The sequence below is a fragment of the Rahnella victoriana genome, assembly GCF_021276285.1.
Classification (GTDB): Bacteria; Pseudomonadota; Gammaproteobacteria; order Enterobacterales; family Enterobacteriaceae; genus Rahnella; species Rahnella victoriana.
In genome coordinates this window covers 3,560,769-3,579,348 of record NZ_CP089919.1, presented here as the reverse complement: position 1 = coordinate 3,579,348, position 18,580 = coordinate 3,560,769, and the positions used below count along the sequence as shown (strand labels likewise).

The following is an 18,580-nucleotide window of genomic DNA, read 5'->3' as shown; positions in this document are numbered from 1 at the left end:
CTCCCCCTTCGCCGGGGGAGGCGTAAAATAATAATAATCTTATATGTTAATTATATATCCGCAGGCGGGATTTTATTCCTTTCCAGATATCTTCGTTTTCTCGCAGAATTCATACCAATTAATGTAAACAACAGCCAGCATGACTGTGAAATACAGGATGCAAGGTTAAAATCATGGCTTAACGAATACAGCCCAAACACACCGCCGATTATATTAAGATAGGCGTAACTGTTAGCATCAACCGCTAGCCTGCGCATCTGAACCAGCGCATAAGCCAGAAGATAGCAAAACACGCCAATTAAGCCGACAACCGTATGCAGTTCCACGGGTCCCTTTCCTTTCCTCATAATGATTAGCTGGAAAAATAAAGCTTTTCAGGGTGTTCTGCCGCGTCTTTTTCGCATACCCTCATGATAAATTCTCATGCAAGTTCAACAGGGGGTTTTGATATAAATCATCAAGGCAATCCATTGCGCCATTTAGAAACACCCGGGGTATTTCGCCTGCACCTATAAAATTCCAGCACGTACTATGGAGAAAATTAATGAAAGATAATAATTCCCCTTTGACGAAATTAATGCAGGATGCACAACTTAGCCGTCGCGGCTTTATTACCAGCGCTTCCGCTGTGGGTATTACCAGTGCCATGGGCTTTTCACCGTTCTCTGCGTTCGCGGCCGGACCGAAAAAAGGCGGCGTATTAAAACTGGGTATGTCAGGCGGAAATACCAGTGATACGCTGGACCCGACATTATTCAGCGACTGGGTGCCCTTAAATCAGGCGTATATGCTGATGAACGGCCTGATTGAAATTGATGAAAATAACAAAGCCACGCCGGAATTGTTCTCCGCCTGGGAAGCCAAACCGGGTGCCGCCGAATGGGTGTTTACCGTTCGCGATAGCGTGACCTTCCATAACGGCAAGAAACTTAATGCCGATGACATCCTCTACTCCATCAACCTGCATCGCGGCGACAAATCGAAAAGCGCCATCAAAACCCAGCTGGCACCGATTACCGGCCTGACCAAACAGGGCGACAACCAGATCCTGATCACCCTCGACAGCGGCAACGCCGACCTGCCGTATCTGCTGGCGGATTACCATCTGGTGGTGGTGCCGGACGGCTTCACCGACTGGTCGCACCCGATTGGTACCGGCGGGTTTATCTTTGATCAGTATGAGCCGGGCGTACGCTCCCTGTTCAAACGCAACCCGAACTACTGGAAGCCGGATCGCGCGTTTGTCGATGCGGTAGAAGTGCTGGTTATCAACGACCCGACCGCGCGTACCAACGCCCTGATTTCCGGCCAGGTTCATGCGATTAACCGCGTCGATTTCAAAACTGTCGATTTCCTTAAACGCAGCCCGGCGCTGAACATTGTGCGTTCTTCCGGCGGCCAGCATTTCACCTTCCTGATGGATTGCAGCGTCGCGCCGTACAACAACAACGACGTGCGCATGGCGATCAAACACGGCATCGACCGCCAGAAAATCCTCGACACCGTGCTGCGCGGCTACGGCTCGCTGGGCAATGACCATCCGATCCCGAAAACTGACCGCTTCTTCAATCACAGTCTGGAACAACGCGTTTACGATCCGGATAAATCAAAATTCTACCTGAAAAAAGCCGGTCTGACGGATCTCAAAATCGAGCTGTCTTCCTCTGACGCCGCCTTTGCCGGTGCGCTCGACGCCGCTGCCCTGTTCCAGGGACAGGCGCAGAAAGGCGGTATTCAGGTCAACATCAAGCGCCAGCCCGCCGACAGTTACTGGGATGACGTGTGGATGAAAGCGCCGTTCAGCATGGGTTACTGGGGCGGACGCCCGACGGCGGACCAGATGTTCTCCACCGCCTACCAGTCCACCGCCAAATGGAACGATACGCACTGGAAAGATGAGAAGTTTGACGCCCTGCTGTTACAGGCCCGTTCCCTGCTTGATGAAGGCAAACGCGCAGAAATCTATGGCGAACTGCAAAGTATCGTGCGCGATAACGGCGGCGCGATGATCCCGCTGTTTGGCGATTATCTGGATGCGGCCAGCAAAAAAGTCGGCGGTATCAAACCGCATCCGATGTTCAACTTTATGGGTGGTCGTCTGGCCGAGCGCGTCTGGCTGGAGGCATGATGAAAAAACGGATTTTACAGCGGGTCCTGTTGGGCATCATCACGCTGTGGCTGGTTTCCGTGCTGATTTTTATCGGCACGGAAATGCTGCCCGGTGACGTCGCCACCGCCATTTTAGGCCAGAGCGCCACGCCTGAAACCGTGGCCGCATTGCGCCTGCAACTCGGGCTGGATGAACCCTCTGTGTTGCGTTACCTGCACTGGCTGGCGGGCATTATGCACGGCGATCTGGGGCATTCACTGGCGAACGGTCGCGCCATCAGCGACGAACTGCTGCCCCGTCTGGCAAACACCTTGTTCCTCGCCGGATACGCGGCAGTCATCGCCATTCCGCTGGCGGTCGGTCTGGGTATCGCGTCAGCTATCTGGCGCGGCTCCGTCTTTGACCGGCTGGCCAATACCCTGACGCTTATCAGCATTTCGGTGCCGGAGTTTTTCGTCGGCTACATTCTGGTGATCGCCTTCGCCATCCGTCTGACCTGGTTTCCGAGTCTGGCGATGGTCGACAGCAGCTCGTCGTTCATTGACCGTCTTTACGTCTGCACCCTGCCGATGCTTACCCTGACGCTGGTGGTGCTGGCGCATATGCTGCGCATGACGCGGGCCTCGGTGACGGCGGTCATGGCCAGCCCGTATATCGAAAGCGCCGTGCTCAAAGGCATTCCGCGCTGGCGCATTGTGGTTTCTCACGCGTTGCCGAACGCCCTTGCGCCAATCATCAACGTGGTGGCGTTTAACCTCGCGTATCTGGTGGTCGGCGTGATCCTGGTGGAAGTGGTGTTTGTCTATCCGGGCATCGGGCAATACATGGTAGATGCCGTGACCAAACGCGACCTGCCGGTGGTTCAGGCCTGCGGTCTGCTGTTTGGCGGCACTTACATTTTTCTCAACACCACTGCCGATTTACTGGCGATCTGGTGCAATCCACGTCTGCGCCATGCGCGCTAAAAGGGGGAACACATGAACCGATATTTCATTAACATCCCGCTGTCGGCCTGGATTGGTATTGTGATTATTGCGGTGAACCTGCTGGCGGCTATTTTTGCGCCCTGGCTGGCGCCGCACAGCGAAACCGAGCAGGTCGGCGACATCTGGCTGCTGCCTTCCGCCGCCACGCCCTTTGGCACTGACAGTCTCGGGCGCGACATGCTGTCCCGCATTCTGTTCGGTGCCCGCACCACCATTGCCATTGCGCTGACCATCACCTTCAGCTCCTTCATCATCGGCATTGTCACCGGCTTCACGGCGGCGATTTATGGCAAATGGGTTGATGTGGTGCTGTCGCGCATCGTCGATACCGTGATGTCGATTCCGGTGCTGATTTTTGCGCTGATCGTATTGTCCGTGATGGGCACCTCGATTCCGGTGCTGGTGCTGACCATCGCCCTGCTCGATGCCACCCGCGTGTTTCGTCTGGCGCGCCTGGTGGCGCAGGCAATCGTCTGTCAGGAATACGTGGAAGCGGCCCGTCTGCGGGGTGAAGGCTTGCGCTGGGTGCTGATGAAAGAAATTCTGCCCAACGCCCTGCCGCCGCTGCTGGCAGAGTTTGGTATGCGCTTCTGCTTTACCTTCCTGTTTATCGCGGGCTTAAGTTTCTTAGGGCTGGGTATTCAGCCGCCGTATGCCGACTGGGGCAGCATGGTGCGCGACAACGCGCAGGCGATTAACTTTGGTCAGTTCGCGCCGTTGTATCCGGCGGCGGCCATTGCCCTGCTGACGATCGGCGTCAATTTGGTGGTCGACTGGCTGCTGGCACGCAACAGCCTGCCGCATGGAGATGAAGCATGACACGCACGATTTTAGAAATGCGCGGGTTGCGTATCGAAACCCTCGACGGTTCGCCGCTGGTGCAGGATATTTCCCTGACGCTGGCTGCGGGCGAAGTGCTCGGCCTGATCGGGGAATCCGGCGCAGGCAAATCCACTATCGGGCTGGCCGCGTTAGGCTATGCGCGGCAGGGCTGCCGGATTGCCGGTGGTGAAGTCTTCCTCGATGGCACCGATATCGTTTCGCAGCCCTCACGCATCAAGCGTGAATGGCGCGGCAGGCGTGTGGCCTATGTGGCACAAAGCGCGGCAGCTTCGTTTAATCCGGCGCTGACCATTGAAAAACAGGTCTGCGAAGGTCCCATCCGCCACGGGCTGATGAACAAAGAAGAAAGCCGTCAGTGGGCGATTTCACTGTTCCGCTCGCTCGATTTGCCGGATCCGGAAAACATCGGCAAACGCTATCCGCATCAGCTTTCCGGCGGACAGCTTCAGCGTGCGATGGCTGCAATGGCGATGTCCTGTAAACCTGATTTACTGATCATGGATGAGCCGACCACGGCGCTGGACGTCACCACGCAGATTGAAGTGCTGGTGATGCTGCGCAAGCTGGTGCGCGAATTCAACACGGCGGCGCTGTACATCACGCATGATCTGGCGGTTGTTGCGCAGCTTGCCGACCGCATTATGGTCCTGCGCCACGGCAAAGAAGTAGAAACCGGCGACACACAAACCATTCTGGAAAATCCCCAGCAGGATTACACACGGCGTCTGGTGGCGGAGCGCGAACAGGGGCTGAAGCCGCTGGCAGACGACCATGACACTGCCGGTCAGCCGTTGCTGACGATGCGTAAACTGAGCACCGGCTACAATGGTAAACGGGTGGTGCACGATGTCAGCCTGCAACTGCCGCGCGGCAAAACGCTGGCGATTATCGGCGAATCCGGCAGCGGGAAAAGTACGCTGGCGCGGGCGCTGGTCGGATTGCTGCCCGACACCGCAGGTACGGTGGATTTCGACGGCATGTCGCTTTCGCACAATTTCCACCAGCGCAATAAAGAAACGCTGCGCCGTATGCAGATGATTTATCAGCTTCCCGATGTGGCGCTCAATCCGCGCCAGACCCTGCTGGACATCATCGGCCGCCCGCTGACCTTCTACTTCGGGATGAACAAAAAGCAGGTGCGCGAACGCGTGGAAGAGTTACTGCGCCTGACCGAACTGCCGGTCAAACTGATCGACCGTCGCCCCGGCGAACTTTCCGGCGGACAGAAACAACGCGTCTGTATTGCCCGCGCGCTGGCCGCGCAGCCGGAACTGATTATCTGCGATGAAGCCACCTCGGCGCTCGATCCGCTGGTGGCGGAGGAAGTGCTGAATCTGCTGCGTCGTTTGCAGGAACAGCTCGGTCTGTCCTACCTGTTCATCACACACGATCTCGGTACGGTGAAACGTATCGCTCATCAGGTCGCGGTGATGTATCAGGGGCAGGTGGTCGCCAGCGGCGATACCGACGTGGTTTTCAGCGCGCCAATGCACAGCTATACCGAAAAACTGCTGACCTCCGTACCGGAAATGCGCACCAGCTGGCTGGACGAAGTTCTCGCCCTGCGCGGCACGGCGCTTCCAGCGGCAGCCATTTCTTCGACAGGAGTCTTATGAGCACCAAACGTATCGTGACTGAATTCCCTCACGCCGTCACCGTGACCGAACATCTGTGGATCCCGCTGAGCGACGGCACGCGTCTCGCCGCCCGTCTCTGGCTGCCGGATGGCGCTGAACGCCAGCCGGTTCCGGCCATTCTTGAATACATTCCCTACCGTAAACGCGACGGCACCCGCACCCGCGATGAACCGATGCACGGCTTTTTCGCCGGAAACGGCTACGCAGTCGTACGTGTGGATATGCGCGGCAGCGGCGAATCCGACGGTCTGCTGGCCGATGAATACCTGTTGCAGGAACAGGACGACGCGCTGGAAGTCATTCAGTGGATCACCGAACAACGCTGGTGCAGCGGCAACGTCGGCATGATGGGGAAATCCTGGGGCGGTTTTAACGGCCTGCAGGTGGCCGCCCGCCGCCCCGCCGCGCTGAAAGCCATCATCACAGTGTGTTCAACGGATGACCGTTACCGCGACGATATTCATTACAAAGGTGGCTGCCTGCTCAACGACAACCTCTGGTGGGGCGGCATTATGCTGGCGTACCAGAGCCGCCCTGCCGACCCCGCACTGGTCGGCGAAAGCTGGTATCAGGACTGGCTGAACCGTCTGGAAAACATGCCATTCTTCCCGGCGCTGTGGATGGAACATCCGTTGCGCGATGCATACTGGCAGCATGGTTCGGTGTGCGAAGACTGGTCAGCAATCCAGTGTCCGGTGATGGCGATCGGCGGCTGGGCGGATGCCTACAGCAACGCCGTGTTCCGCCTGATGGACAACCTGAAAGTCCCGCGCCGCGCCATTCTCGGCCCGTGGGCGCATATTTATCCGCAGGACGGCACGCCGGAACCGGCGATAGGTTTCTTACAGGAAGCCGTCCGCTGGTGGGATCACTGGCTGAAAGGCGAAGACAACGGCGCGATGGAAGGCCCGATGATCCAGACCTGGTTGCAGGACAGTCAGCCGCCTTCGGCGATGCGTCCGGTCAGTCGTGGCGAATGGGTCGGATTTGATCGCGGCACCGCCAGCAACATTAATCACAGCCCGCGCTGGCTGACACGCGGCCAGCTGAATACCCAGCCGGACGTTGACGCAGGCGTGCTCAATATCTGTTCGCCGCAGAATCACGGTCTGATGGCCGGAGAATGGATGGGCGCCGGTGTGCCCGGCGAAATGCCGCCGGATCAGCGTGTCGATGACGGCATGGCGGAAATCTTCGACGGCGAACCGCTGGCCGAACCGCTGACCATTTTCGGTTTCCCGGAATTCACCGTCGAACTGAGCAGCGATAAACCGGCGGCGATGTTGTACGTCCGGCTTTCAGACGTTTCGCCGGACGGCGCAGTAAACCGCGTCACCCACGGCTGGCTGAATCTTTCCCATCTGCACGGTCACGACAAATCTGTGCCGCTGATCCCCGGTCAGAAAGTTAAAGTACCGGTACAACTGGACGGCATTGCGCACCGCTTTGCCACCGGCCACCGGATGCGACTCTCGCTGGCGACCACCTTCTGGCCGATGATCTGGCCGATGGCAGAAGCGGCGATCCTGACGTTAGATTTGCACAGTGCGCAACTCAGCCTGCCGGTGTGCGAGCAGCCGGTGGCGATTGAAGGCCCGATCAAAGAACCGCAAAGCGCGCCGCTGACGCCGCAAACGGTACTGTCGCCGGGACGCGTGGACCGCAACATCACTTATGATTTCCTCACCGACAGCTGGACCAGCGTCACGCACGGCGTGGGCGGCGTCTTTGGCGAAGGGGTTTACCGCTTTGATGATATCGATACCACCGTCGATCACGGTCTGCGCCGCGAACTGACGGTGAGTAACAGCGATCCATTATCCGCCCGTTATCTGCTGACGCAGACCATGAAAATGGGACGTGAAGGCTGGTGGATGGAAGCGGAAATCACCCTCGAACTGCGCAGCGACCTGACGCACTTTATCGTCAGCGGCGATATGGTGGTGAGCCTCAACGGCGAGGAAGAGTTCACCAAATACTGGCACGAGAGGATTGCGCGGTAAGGTTTTGTTTGCTCCTGTAAGCCGGGGTTTGGCCTTGCTCCTCCCCCTGCGAAGGGGGAGGCCGGGAGGGGGTTTTAAGGGCTGACACCTGGTCAGTGCAAACTTCAACTTATTGATTTCGCTTTAATACCCCACCCCAACCCTCCCCTGCGCAGGCGCGGGAGCCGATCGCGTTCAAATTTTAAATCTCAGGAAAAATCGCCGTAATATCCTGGCTTTCCAGTACCCGCCCGTCCTGCGCACGGATTTCCAGTTTGCGCAGCGGCTGGCGGTTTTCACTGTCCACCAGTTGCGTACAGGCTTCGCCTTCCTCAAACAGGTATTCACTTCCCCACTGCCCCAGCGCGACCAGCACCGGTTGCAGCGCCAGCCCTTTTTCAGTCAGCACATAATCCTGATACGCCGAGCCATCGGCTGCCGGTTCAATTTTCAAAATGCCTTCCGCCACCAGTGCTTTCAGACGGGTGCTGAGAATGTTTTTTGCCGCGCCCAGACTGCGCTGGAACTCGCTGAAACGCGAGATGCCACGCATGGCGTCGCGTACGATCAGCAGCGTCCACCAGTCACCAATTAAATCCAGCGCACGGCCAGCCGGACACGGCGTGTTTTCCAGACGGGTTCGTTTCATGGCACTTCCTGCTCATAGGGTCGGAAAGAATCTGGTTGCATTATAAAACCACTGGTGCTAAAAATCATCTGGTTTCATTATTAAACCACTTAATCAACCCAGAGGTCTTCTCATGTCAGATTCAATTCGCTCTCAGTCTGTAGCCTTAATCACCGGCGCTTCCAGCGGCATTGGTGCCACTTATGCCGACCGTCTGGCGAAACGCGGCTATGATTTGGTGCTGGTTGCCCGTGATGCGGCGCGTCTGAAAACGCTGGCTGAACGCCTGCAACAGGAAACGGGCGTCAATATCACCGTGCTGCCTGCCGATTTAACCCGCAGCGAAGAGTTAGCCCGAGTTGAGGATTTTATCCGCGCCACGCCGCAGATTTCCCTGCTGATCAACAATGCCGGGGCGTCCCTCAAAGCCGGTTTTGAGAACAGCGATGCCGATGCCATTGAGAATCTGATCACCCTGAACGTGACCTCCGTGGCGCGACTTTCCCGCGTGGCGTTTGATGGCCTGATCAAACATCCGGACGGCGCGATCATTAATATCGCGTCCGTGATGGCGCTGACGCCGGAGCTGCAATCGGCGGTGTATTCCGCGACCAAAGCGTTTGTACTGACCTTCAGCCAGACGCTGCAATTTGAAATGGCTCAGCGCGGCCTGTACGTTCAGGCGGTGCTGCCTGCCGCAACGCGTACGGAAATCTGGGAACGTTCAGGCAAGAATATCGATGAAGTGCCGGGCGTGATGGAAGTGGGTGAACTGGTGGACGCCGCCCTGCTGGGTTTTGACCGCAAAGAGAAAGTCACTATCCCGCCATTGCAGGATGAAAAACAGTGGGACGATTTTGATGCCCTGCGCGGTGCGATGGTGCCGAACTTCCTGCAGGCTCACGCGGCACCGCGTTACAAAGCCTGACACTGACACATTGACCAGTAACATAAATTTACTGGTCAATGTGGATTCGCTTTGCAAATATGTTAATTCGACAACTTTGTGAAGTGAATACGATGACTGACTATGTAATTGCTGCACCCGAAGTTCCCTCTCTTGCCGTTGCTGGCCAGAGCGCCCGTTTTCCTCTGCGCCGCGTGTATTGCGTTGGCCGCAACTATTCCGAACATGCCCGCGAAATGGGCCATGATCCCGACCGTGAACCGCCTTTCTTCTTTGGTAAACCGGCTGATGCGGTGGTTCCCGCCAGCGGCAACGTGCCTTATCCGACGCTGACCGAAGATCTGCATTACGAAGTGGAACTGGTGGTTGCGATTGCCAAAGGCGGCAAAAACATCGCGGCTGAAGAGGCACTGTCGCACGTCTGGGGTTATACCGTCGGCGTGGATCTGACCCGTCGCGATATTCAGGCGCAGGCCAAGAAACAAGGGCGTCCGTGGGATTTTGCCAAAGGGTTTGATGCGTCCGCACCGGCCAGTCCGCTGCTGCCTGTCAGCCAGACCGGACATCCGGCGGCCGGTAAAATCTGGCTGGATGTGAACGGAGAGAAACGTCAGCGCGGCGATTTGAGTGACCAGATCTGGCAGGTGGCGGACGTCATCAGTTATCTGTCGCAGGCGGTGGAACTCAAGGCAGGCGATCTGATTTACACCGGCACCCCGGCGGGCGTCGGCCCGGCAGTGCGCGGTGATGTGATCACCGGCGGCATCGACGGTCTGAGCGAGTTCAGCTTCACCCTCGTGTAATGCGCACAGGACGCCTTTTCTCAGGCGTCCTTTTCAGCCGGTTCTCCCCTCATCTCTTCCTCAACCTGTGGGATCAGCTTCTCAAACGCACAGGCACTTGACGGATCAAACAACGACAGCGTTTCGATCTGACTCAGTAAAATCACCTTGCGGAATTTCAGCGCATTCACCGGATCAGATACCGGCGTAACGCCGTGTTCCTGATAATAACGGGCATAATTGTGCTCAACGCGCAGTTCCAGCGTGTCTTTATCGCGATAGCCGCTGACCATCGGGATCACCACCACGTTGTCCGACGAACTGGTTTCACAGCGTGCGGTATGCACCATGCCGATATAAACGCGACGTGACTGTAAGGTGATAAACACCATGTCGCCCTCTTCCATGCACTGATATAACAGCCCTTCTACCCCGTTGGCGCGGGTGAGTTGTTTGTACAACTGTTTGCGTCCGGCGGTATTGAGCCGTAAACCCGGCGACCAGGTGGTTCGCACCAGACACAGCATCACGGACACCGCGAGCATAATCACCACCGGCGCCTGAATGCCCAGGAAACTCCAGTTGATGAAATCGCGATGATAATGCACATCCTGATGCAAGTGTGGCAGCGCGGGCAGCCAGTTGATCACGCCGGAAATCCCCCACAGCGCCATATAGACCAGGGCGATAACCAGTAAGCCCTGCAGGACAAAAATGCAGCCGTACAAGGCCACCAGAAAATAGACGTCCCAGCCGAAAGTCCGTTTAAGTTTGAAACGTGATGAGATGTCGCGGGTGGTATACCAGTAGCCGCAGACCATTAACACCATGAAAACCGCTGTCGCCATTACAGCACACTCATGCGTTTTACGTGGCGGGCAAAGTCTGCCTGCATACTTTGATTGGCCGGGTTCACCGACGCTGTACCATTCTCATCAATCAAAATACGCTCGCCCTCTTCCAGCGTATTTTCCATATCCGCAGCACTGAACAATCCGAGGAATTTTTCCGGGCTGGAAAAAATCTGCAATACAATCTTAAGCATAGGTTGGCCTCCATAACCAAAGGCTAAGCCTAGTCAATCCACAGGGTCACTCCGGCGGTTTCGGATTTATTACACATGCGGATATAAAAAAGGGCCGCCATGACGGCAGCCCTTTACGGATATTCCACGAAATAGGTTATTTCGCTTCTATGCTTTCCTGATGCGCTTCTTCCTGCGCAGCCTGTTCGGCGTGCACTTCAGCGGCGCGTTTGCGCAGGCCAATCCAGCCCAGAACCAGCAGGATAATCAGTACCGGGATCGTCGCCACAGTGAACGTACCATTCGGGTAGTCAAACGCCATCAGGATCAGCACGCCCGCGAGGAACGCCAGCGTCAGCCACGAAGTGAACGGTGCCCACGGCATTTTGAAGGAGACGTCTTTCGCGCGGCCTTCTTTAATCGCGGTACGCAGTTTCATCTGACAGACGATGATGAAAGCCCAGGAACTGAGGATGCCGAGTGACGCGACGTTCAGGACAATTTCAAACACCTGCGATGGCACGTAGTAGTTCAGTACCACGCCGATCACGTAAATACCGACCGTCACCAGAATACCGGCATAAGGCACCTGTTGCGCACTCATCTTCGACATGAATTTCGGTGCGGAACCGCCCATCGACAGCGAGCGTAGAATACGGCCGGTGGAGTACAGCCCGGAGTTCAGGCTCGACAGCGCGGCGGTCAGCACCACGATGTTCATGATGGTACCGATATAAGGCACGCCCAGCTTGCTGAAGAAGGTCACGAACGGACTCTGCCCCGCCTGATAGGCATTCCACGGCAGCAGCAGAACCAGCAGCACCACGGAACCGACGTAGAACAAGGCGATACGCCAGATCACGCTGTTGATGGCTTTCGGCAGCACTTTCTCAGGATCTTTGGTTTCGCCCGCTGCGGTGCCGACCAGTTCGATCGCCGCAAAGGCAAAGACCACGCCCTGAACCAGAACCAGCGCCGGTAACAACCCGTGCGGGAAGATACCGCCGTTATCGGTGATCAGATGCAAGCCGGTGGTGTTGCCGTCGAGTTGTTTGCCGGTGCCGAGGAACACCACGCCCACCACCAGGAAAATCGCAATCGCGGCAACTTTGATCAGCGCAAACCAGAATTCCATCTCAGCGAACCACTTCACGCCGATCATGTTCATGGTGGCGACAATCGCCAGCGCGCCAAGGGCAAACATCCACTGCGGGACATCACCAAACGTGCCCCAGTAATGCATATACAGCGCCACTGCGGTGATATCGACAATGCCGGTCATCGCCCAGTTGAGGAAGTACATCCAGCCTGCAACATAAGAGGCTTTTTCACCCAGGAATTCACGGGCATAGGATACGAAGCTGCCGCTGGTCGGACGGTGTAACACCAGTTCGCCCAGTGCGCGCAAAATAAAGAAGGAGAAAATACCGCAAACCGCGTAGACGATAGCCAGCGCCGGGCCGGCCATCTGCAATCGCGCACCCGCGCCGAGAAACAGACCGGTACCGATAGAACCACCAATGGCAATCATCTGAACCTGACGGTTGCCCATACTTTTGTGATAACCATGATCGTGCGAGTCCAGCCAGCGTCGTTTCGCCGCGTGCTTCGCCTCTGCCGTTTTCTTATGAGACTTCATTATGACTTGTTCTCCAAAATAACCTTCACCTGACGCCGGGTGCTGCAAGCAAACGATTGCAAGCCTCGCCGTTTATGGGGTTTACCCACTGTAGTTTTTTTAGCCGGAACTGTTTTGGTGCAATAACGGCGAGGGATGCTACCTGTTCTCATTAACCGTGGCAAAAAAAACCGTCATTAAAAATTGTGAGCAGTCATATTTCGCGCAGAGAATTTTGCCCTTGCGTGCGGTCAGGCCGTTCCTTTCGGTAAACACTCTTTTCTCACCCGTTCGATGTTAATCGACAGATACATGATCTCTTCGGTGGTCAGTTCACGCTGATACTGCGCGGTCAGGTAATCGCCGATTTTTTCCGAGCACAGCCACGCCTGCGGGTAATTTTCTTTCACCGCCACATGCAGGGTCATGTCGTCATCCGCCACTACCGTGCGGCTGAGCATCCGCTGGGCGAAAAATTTAAGATGGGTGACGAAACGCTGATAGCTCAGCGACTCTTCGTCATATTCGATGCGTAACTGGTACTTCACCAGATTGAGGATTTCCTGCATAACGCGGGTGATTTGCGCCACTTCCGGCATTTCGCCGTTGAGCTGCGCATTGACCAGATGCAGGGCAATAAAACCCGCTTCATCCACCGGCAGTCGCACGCCCAGACGGGAATCGATAATCTCCAGTGCTTCCAGCCCGAGCGCATATTCCTTCGGGTACAGACGGCGGGTTTCCCACAGCAAGGCATTGCTGATCGGCACGCCTTTCTTTTGCCGTTCGATGGCAAAATTACAGTGATCGGTCAGCGCGATATAAAGATTTTCCTGTAATTTCCCCAGCCGTCCCCGCGCCAGCGAAATGATCTGATCGCAGGTGGTCATCACTTCCATCGGAATATGCGACAGCAGTTCCGTCAGATGCGCCACCAGTTCGTCATTTTGCAGGGCGAAGATTTTCTCGATCTTGCTGTCATCGAGTTCATCCCCGGCTTTTTTCATAAACGCCAGCCCGCGGCCCATCACCACCTGTTCGCGCTGCTGCTCGCTGACAACCACCACCACATTATTATTGAGTATTTTGGCGATTTTCATTGTAACTCCCTGAAAAGAAAAACCCGATCGTCCGTACGGATGATCAGGTTTTGTCTGCCGCAGTCTTGGGATCTGCCTGATAATTTTACCAGATCCGATCCTCAGTCAGACGTAAATTTTGCACTCAGAACGTGACGATGGCTTTCAGTCCCGTCACCCAGGCATCCTGCGTTTCCTTCACCCCGCCCGGACGGTACCAGTATTGCAAATCCGGTTGCAGAATCAGCCATGAACGCACTTTGATCTGATAATACAAATCGGCGTTCACCGAATGCCCCGACAGCGGCGTATACAGCGGATTGCCATAATCATCCACCTGATAAATGTCATTCAGGTTTTCCTGATTCTGACGGTAGTGATTGCTCATTTTAATGTAAGTCATGCCAAAGCCCAGCCAGTCGTCAGGACGGGCATCAAACAGCCCGCGATAACGCATAGACGCCGCCTGCGTGTAATGAATACTGTTGCTGCGCTGATCGCCCAGACCGAGGCTGTAAGAGACGCTCATGCCACGGTTCGGATCGTCGCCGCGCTGCGTCACCTGCTGGTTGAAGCCGGTGTACATAAACCAGGTGCTGCTGTGTTTGCGATACCCTTCAGGATCCGTCGCGCCCACGCTTTGCGTTTTGCCTTCTGACAAATCGGTTTGCGGTGAGTTGGTATACAGCAGGCCAAAGTTATAAATCCCCGGCAAACCATTCACTTTAGTTTTCAGCTCGGCTTCCATCGGCAGCAGGATACCGCGCGCGCCTTTCAGGGAACCGCTCCAGGCGTATTTGCGATCCGACGCGTCGGGGTTTTGTTCCATGATGCCGGTTTTCAGCGTCAGTTCCGGCGTCAGTTTGTACTGGATCGTGGTGCCCCAGTAATGTTTGTTCCAGTTGTACCAGGTCATGGAGTTAGCCGATTTACCGCCGCACTGGCTCAGCAACTGGAAATCGCAGGGAATGATCTGATCGAAATCCTGATTCTTGTTCATCATGCCGATACGCCAGTGCAGCTTGCGGTCATCAAAGCTGCGGCCAAACGTCAGCCAGCCCAGACGGGTAATCGACTGCCCGCCCCAGCTTTCCTGCGCAATGTCGTTAATCCCGACGCGCGGATCCTGCGTCCGTTTGGTGGTCAGGTTATCATTGTGGTTACGGTTAACAATGTTGCCTTCAATGGCGGCGTCGGGAATGCCGGTGTACATCTCCAGATCCTGCGTAAAGGTCAGCGAGAACTGATCGATATACGCCAGATGTTTATCGTGGTTATACCCGCCACCGGCGTTATAAGAAGATTCACTCAGGTAGCCCAGCTGATAATGGAAACCGTGATCTTCAATAATCGGCCGGATGCCCATCATATCGCCGAGCATCCCTTCGCCGGGCGCTTCAAAACCCAGAACGGTGCCGTTCCAGTTTTCGGCAGCCTGCGCTGAATAAATACTTGCCGTGGTAAAACACAGCGCCAGAAGACTGTTTTTCAGCAGCCGGATATTATTATTTACAGGTGTAGTGGTAGGTGTTGCAGAAGTCTGAGAAATTTTCATTATTATATTTCCGTATGATTATTAACATCATCATTATTGTTATCGGGCAATACAAGGCGAACAGGCGGCTTATAATATATAAGCCGCACGGGTTATTGATGATTAGCGGGAAATTCAGATCAGGATGTTAACGCTGCACCGTTTGAATTAATCACTTCTTTATACCAGAAGAAACTTTTCTTACGGCGGCGTTCCAGCGTGCCATTACCCTGATCGTCACGGTCAACGTAGATATAGCCGTAGCGTTTGGAGAATTCCGCTTTCGAGGCGCTGACCAGGTCAATCGGCCCCCAGCTTGTGTAGCCCATCACGTCGACGCCGTCTTCAATGGCTTCGCGGACCTGAACCAGATGGTCGTTGATATATTGAATACGGTAATCGTCGTTGATACTGCCGTCTGCTTCGACTTTATCCCGCGCACCCAAACCGTTTTCCACAATAAATAACGGTTTCTGATAACGGTCATAAAGTTCATTCATTAAGAAACGCAAACCTTCCGGATCAATCTGCCAGCCCCATTCAGAACTTTTCAGATGCGGGTTGGGCACCATATTTAATATATTGGCGCGCGCCTTAATATTTTGTTCTTCATCTGTCGTCACACAACCGGTCATGTAATAACTGAATGAAATAAAGTCGACCGTTTCTTTTAATGCAGCTTTATCTTCAGCGGTAATAATGATCTCCATTCCGCGATCTTTAAAGAATCGTTGCATATAGGCCGGATACGCGCCGCGCACCTGCACATCGCCGAAGAATAACCAGTCGCGGTTTTGCTGCAAGGTTTCCATCATATCGGCCGGTTTGCAGGTCAGCGGATATAACATGCCGCCGAGCAGCATATTGCCGATTTTGCCGTCAGGAACGATCTCGTGACAGGCTTTGACTGCTTTGGCGCTGGCGACCAGCTGATGATGGATGGCCTGATAGATTGCCTGTTTGCTGCTGTCTTCCGGCAAGCCGACGCCGGTGAACGGGGCGTGCAGCGACATGTTGATTTCATTGAAAGTCAGCCAGTGTTTCACTTTGTCTTTATAGCGCGTGAACACCGTGCGGGCGTAATTCTCGAAGAAACCGATGGTGTCGCGACTGCCCCAGCCACCGTGTTTTTTTACGATGCCGTACGGCATTTCGTAGTGAGAAAGCGTGACCAGCGGCGTAATGCCGTATTTCGCCATTTCATCAAACAGGCGGTCATAGAATGCCAGACCCGCTTCGTTCGGCTGCGCTTCATCGCCCTGCGGGAAAATGCGCGTCCAGGCGATGGAAGTACGCAGGACGGTAAAGCCCATTTCGGCGAACAACTTCATGTCTTCCGGGTAACGATGATAGAAGTCGATGGCGACATCTTTCACGCCGAAATCCCCTTCCGTACGTTCCTGCACCGGGCCGAAAACGCCCTGCGGTTGCAGATCCGAAGTAGATAACCCTTTTCCGTCAGTCAGGTAAGCCCCTTCAACCTGATTAGCGGCAACAGCACCGCCCCATAAGAATCCTTTTGGGAATTGCTTGTTCATGTGAACCTCCAGGCTCTGGTCGTTATCGTAATAAAGTCAGTAAAGGTGTCTGTTCGCTGACGTCCTGACCGACACCGGCCGGAATGACGTCGAGATAATCGTCGCTGTTGGTGACCAGCACCGGCGTCGTCAGGTCGTAACCGGCATCCGTGATCCCCTGCACGTCGAATTCCAGCAACAAATCGCCCTGCTTCACCACCGCATCGACGTCAACGTGTGGCGTAAAGAATTTACCGTCGAGCTTCACCGTATCGATGCCGACGTGGATCAGGATTTCTGCGCCGTCCTCCGATTCAATCCCGATGGCGTGATGGGTTTTGAACAGGGACACCACGGTGCCGTTCACCGGTGAGACCACCCGTCCCGCCGTCGGCACCACCGCGACACCTTTGCCCAGCAGGCCGCTGGCGAAGGTCGGATCCCCGACATTCTCGAGAGGGATACAGGCACCGGTCATCGGGCTGGCAATCAGCGTTTTTCCACGCGGGGCCTGTACTGCATCGGCTTTAGCCTTTTCGCTGACTTCCGGCGTTGCTTCTTCTTTCATGCCGAAGAAATAGGTCGCCAGTGCCGCAAATAACAGGGCAATCAATGTGCCGGCAATCGCGGCGGTGACGGTCTTATCGAAGCCTGTCGGTGGAATGATTTGGGTGAAGGTGAAAATGTTGGCGAAACCAAAGGAATACGCCGTGGTCTGGAAGTAACCGAGTACCGCCGCACCCAGCGCACCACCGACGCAGCCGAAGATAAACGGACGACGGCGCGGCAGGTTGATACCGTAAACCGCCGGTTCGGTAATGCCGAAAATACCGGCACTGATTGCGGAACCCGCCAGTGCCTTTGTCCGTGCATCTTTGGCGCGCAGCATCACACCGGCGACCGCACCGACCTGGCCCATTACCGCAGGCAGTAACAGCGGCAGCATGGTGTCATGACCGAGCACACTGAAGTTGTTGATCATCAGCGGCACCAGCCCCCAGTGCAGACCGAAGATCACGCATACCTGCCACAGCGCGCCCATAAAGGCACCCGCGACCATCGGGCTGACGTGATAAACGAACTGATAGCCATTGGCCAGTTGCTGACTCGCCCAGGTCGCGACCGGGCCGATGACCAGGAAGGTGAGCGGCACCACCACCATCAGGCAAATCAGCGGGGTGATAAAGTTGCGCAGTGAAGAAGGCAGAATTTTCATCGCGCGTTTTTCCAGCCAGCTTGATACCCACGCAGCCAGAATCACCGGGATCACTGATGAGGCGTAATTAATAAACACCAGCGGGATACCGAAGAAATGCTCGCTCTGCGCACCGGGCTGCTGTGCCTCGAAGGCGGCAATCATCAGCGGGTGAACCATCGCCCCGCCAATCATCATGGTGACGAACGGATTCCCGCCGAATTTCTTACCGGCGGTGTAACCGATCACCAGCGGGAAGAAGTAGAACATTGCATCGCTGGCGGCGAACCAGACTTTGTAAGTGCCGCTTTCCGGCATCAGCCAGCCGCAGGCCAGCGCCAGTGCCAGAAAACCTTTCAGGATCCCCGATGCCGCCATGATGCCGATAAACGGCGTGAAAATGCCGGAGATGACATCTATCGCCCGGGCAAACAAACTGCCTTTATCGTCGGTGTCATCCTCACTGTTTTCAGAAAGCGCGCTGCCTTTGACCAGTGCGTCATACACCGCGCCAACATGGTTGCCGATCACGACCTGAAACTGACCGCCGCTTTCGACCACCATGATCACACCCGGATTTTCTTTCAGCCCGGCAGCATCGGCTTTGCGGGTATCTTTCAGTTTGAAGCGTAAACGGGTGGCACAATGCACCACGCTGTTGACGTTGTCTTTTCCGCCCACTCCGCGGAGAATTTCATCGGCTAATGTTCTGTATTCCATGGTGTTGTCTCATCAGAG

At 55.6% G+C, this 18,580-nt stretch carries 16 protein-coding genes; 7 read left to right on the top strand and 9 right to left on the bottom strand.

The features are described 5' to 3' along the window. Positions 1-50: 50 nt before the first annotated feature. Positions 51-326 carry a CBU_0592 family membrane protein gene (locus tag J9880_RS16575; protein ID WP_095922364.1) on the bottom strand — a complete coding sequence of 92 codons (276 nt, stop codon included), beginning with the start codon at positions 324-326 and terminating at the stop codon, positions 51-53. Between the two features lie 218 nt (positions 327-544). Here J9880_RS16575 and J9880_RS16570 point away from each other — a divergent pair, with 218 nt between their 5' ends. Genes J9880_RS16570 through J9880_RS16550 form a run of 5 tightly spaced genes read left to right on the top strand, consistent with a single transcriptional unit; the run spans position 545 to position 7,579 of the window. Next, the gene (locus J9880_RS16570; protein WP_232769639.1) at positions 545-2,128 is read left to right on the top strand and encodes an ABC transporter substrate-binding protein; all 1,584 of its coding nucleotides are present in this window, start codon (positions 545-547) and stop codon (positions 2,126-2,128) included. Continuing rightward, positions 2,128-3,075, top strand: coding sequence for an ABC transporter permease (locus J9880_RS16565; RefSeq protein ID WP_119822365.1), 948 nt, complete (start codon positions 2,128-2,130; stop codon positions 3,073-3,075). Before J9880_RS16570 ends, J9880_RS16565 begins: the two co-directional genes overlap by 1 nt. A gap of 12 nt (positions 3,076-3,087) precedes the next feature. Beyond that, the gene (locus J9880_RS16560; protein ID WP_095922367.1) at positions 3,088-3,915 is read left to right on the top strand and encodes an ABC transporter permease; all 828 of its coding nucleotides are present in this window, start codon (positions 3,088-3,090) and stop codon (positions 3,913-3,915) included. Further along, entirely contained in the window at positions 3,912-5,555 is a 1,644-nt protein-coding gene (locus J9880_RS16555) for an ABC transporter ATP-binding protein (protein ID WP_095922368.1), read from the top strand. Before J9880_RS16560 ends, J9880_RS16555 begins: the two co-directional genes overlap by 4 nt. After that, a complete protein-coding gene (locus J9880_RS16550) occupies positions 5,552-7,579 on the top strand; it encodes a CocE/NonD family hydrolase (RefSeq protein WP_119822364.1) in 2,028 nt (675 codons plus the stop codon). Before J9880_RS16555 ends, J9880_RS16550 begins: the two co-directional genes overlap by 4 nt. A 181-nt stretch (positions 7,580-7,760) precedes the next feature. On the opposite strand, the gene J9880_RS16545 is transcribed toward J9880_RS16550, so the two are convergent. Beyond that, positions 7,761-8,207 carry a winged helix-turn-helix transcriptional regulator gene (locus tag J9880_RS16545; RefSeq protein WP_095922370.1) on the bottom strand — a complete coding sequence of 149 codons (447 nt, stop codon included), beginning with the start codon at positions 8,205-8,207 and terminating at the stop codon, positions 7,761-7,763. A gap of 112 nt (positions 8,208-8,319) precedes the next feature. On the opposite strand from J9880_RS16545, the gene J9880_RS16540 reads away from it, so the two are divergent. Together J9880_RS16540 and J9880_RS16535 are read left to right on the top strand one after the other, a co-directional pair. Beyond that, positions 8,320-9,114, top strand: a complete 795-nt coding sequence (locus J9880_RS16540; protein WP_095922371.1) for an SDR family NAD(P)-dependent oxidoreductase — start codon at positions 8,320-8,322, stop codon at positions 9,112-9,114. Positions 9,115-9,206: 92 nt separating this feature from the next. Beyond that, a complete protein-coding gene (locus J9880_RS16535; RefSeq protein WP_095922372.1) occupies positions 9,207-9,896 on the top strand; it encodes a fumarylacetoacetate hydrolase family protein in 690 nt (229 codons plus the stop codon). A 20-nt stretch (positions 9,897-9,916) separates the two neighbouring features. Here J9880_RS16535 and J9880_RS16530 read toward each other — a convergent pair whose 3' ends face one another. From J9880_RS16530 to bglF, 7 genes are all read right to left on the bottom strand, one after another. After that, positions 9,917-10,723, bottom strand: coding sequence for a hypothetical protein (locus J9880_RS16530; RefSeq protein ID WP_119822362.1), 807 nt, complete (start codon positions 10,721-10,723; stop codon positions 9,917-9,919). After that, the gene (locus J9880_RS16525; RefSeq protein WP_095922374.1) at positions 10,723-10,920 is read right to left on the bottom strand and encodes a hypothetical protein; all 198 of its coding nucleotides are present in this window, start codon (positions 10,918-10,920) and stop codon (positions 10,723-10,725) included. Before J9880_RS16525 ends, J9880_RS16530 begins: the two co-directional genes overlap by 1 nt. Positions 10,921-11,056: 136 nt before the next feature. After that, positions 11,057-12,538: an L-asparagine permease gene (gene ansP, locus J9880_RS16520; RefSeq protein WP_119822361.1), complete on the bottom strand. Its 1,482-nt coding sequence runs from the start codon at positions 12,536-12,538 to the stop codon at positions 11,057-11,059. Between the two features lie 230 nt (positions 12,539-12,768). After that, positions 12,769-13,617, bottom strand: a complete 849-nt coding sequence (gene licT, locus J9880_RS16515) for a BglG family transcription antiterminator LicT (protein ID WP_095922376.1) — start codon at positions 13,615-13,617, stop codon at positions 12,769-12,771. Positions 13,618-13,741: 124 nt separating this feature from the next. Then, on the bottom strand, positions 13,742-15,151 hold the full coding sequence (locus J9880_RS16510) for a carbohydrate porin (protein ID WP_408637207.1): 1,410 nt from the start codon (positions 15,149-15,151) through the stop codon (positions 13,742-13,744). Between the two features lie 119 nt (positions 15,152-15,270). Next, the gene (locus J9880_RS16505; RefSeq protein WP_095922378.1) at positions 15,271-16,668 is read right to left on the bottom strand and encodes a glycoside hydrolase family 1 protein; all 1,398 of its coding nucleotides are present in this window, start codon (positions 16,666-16,668) and stop codon (positions 15,271-15,273) included. 22 nt (positions 16,669-16,690) lie between these two features. Next, positions 16,691-18,562: a PTS beta-glucoside transporter subunit IIABC gene (gene bglF / locus J9880_RS16500; protein WP_133823724.1), complete on the bottom strand. Its 1,872-nt coding sequence runs from the start codon at positions 18,560-18,562 to the stop codon at positions 16,691-16,693. Positions 18,563-18,580: the final 18 nt, after the last annotated feature.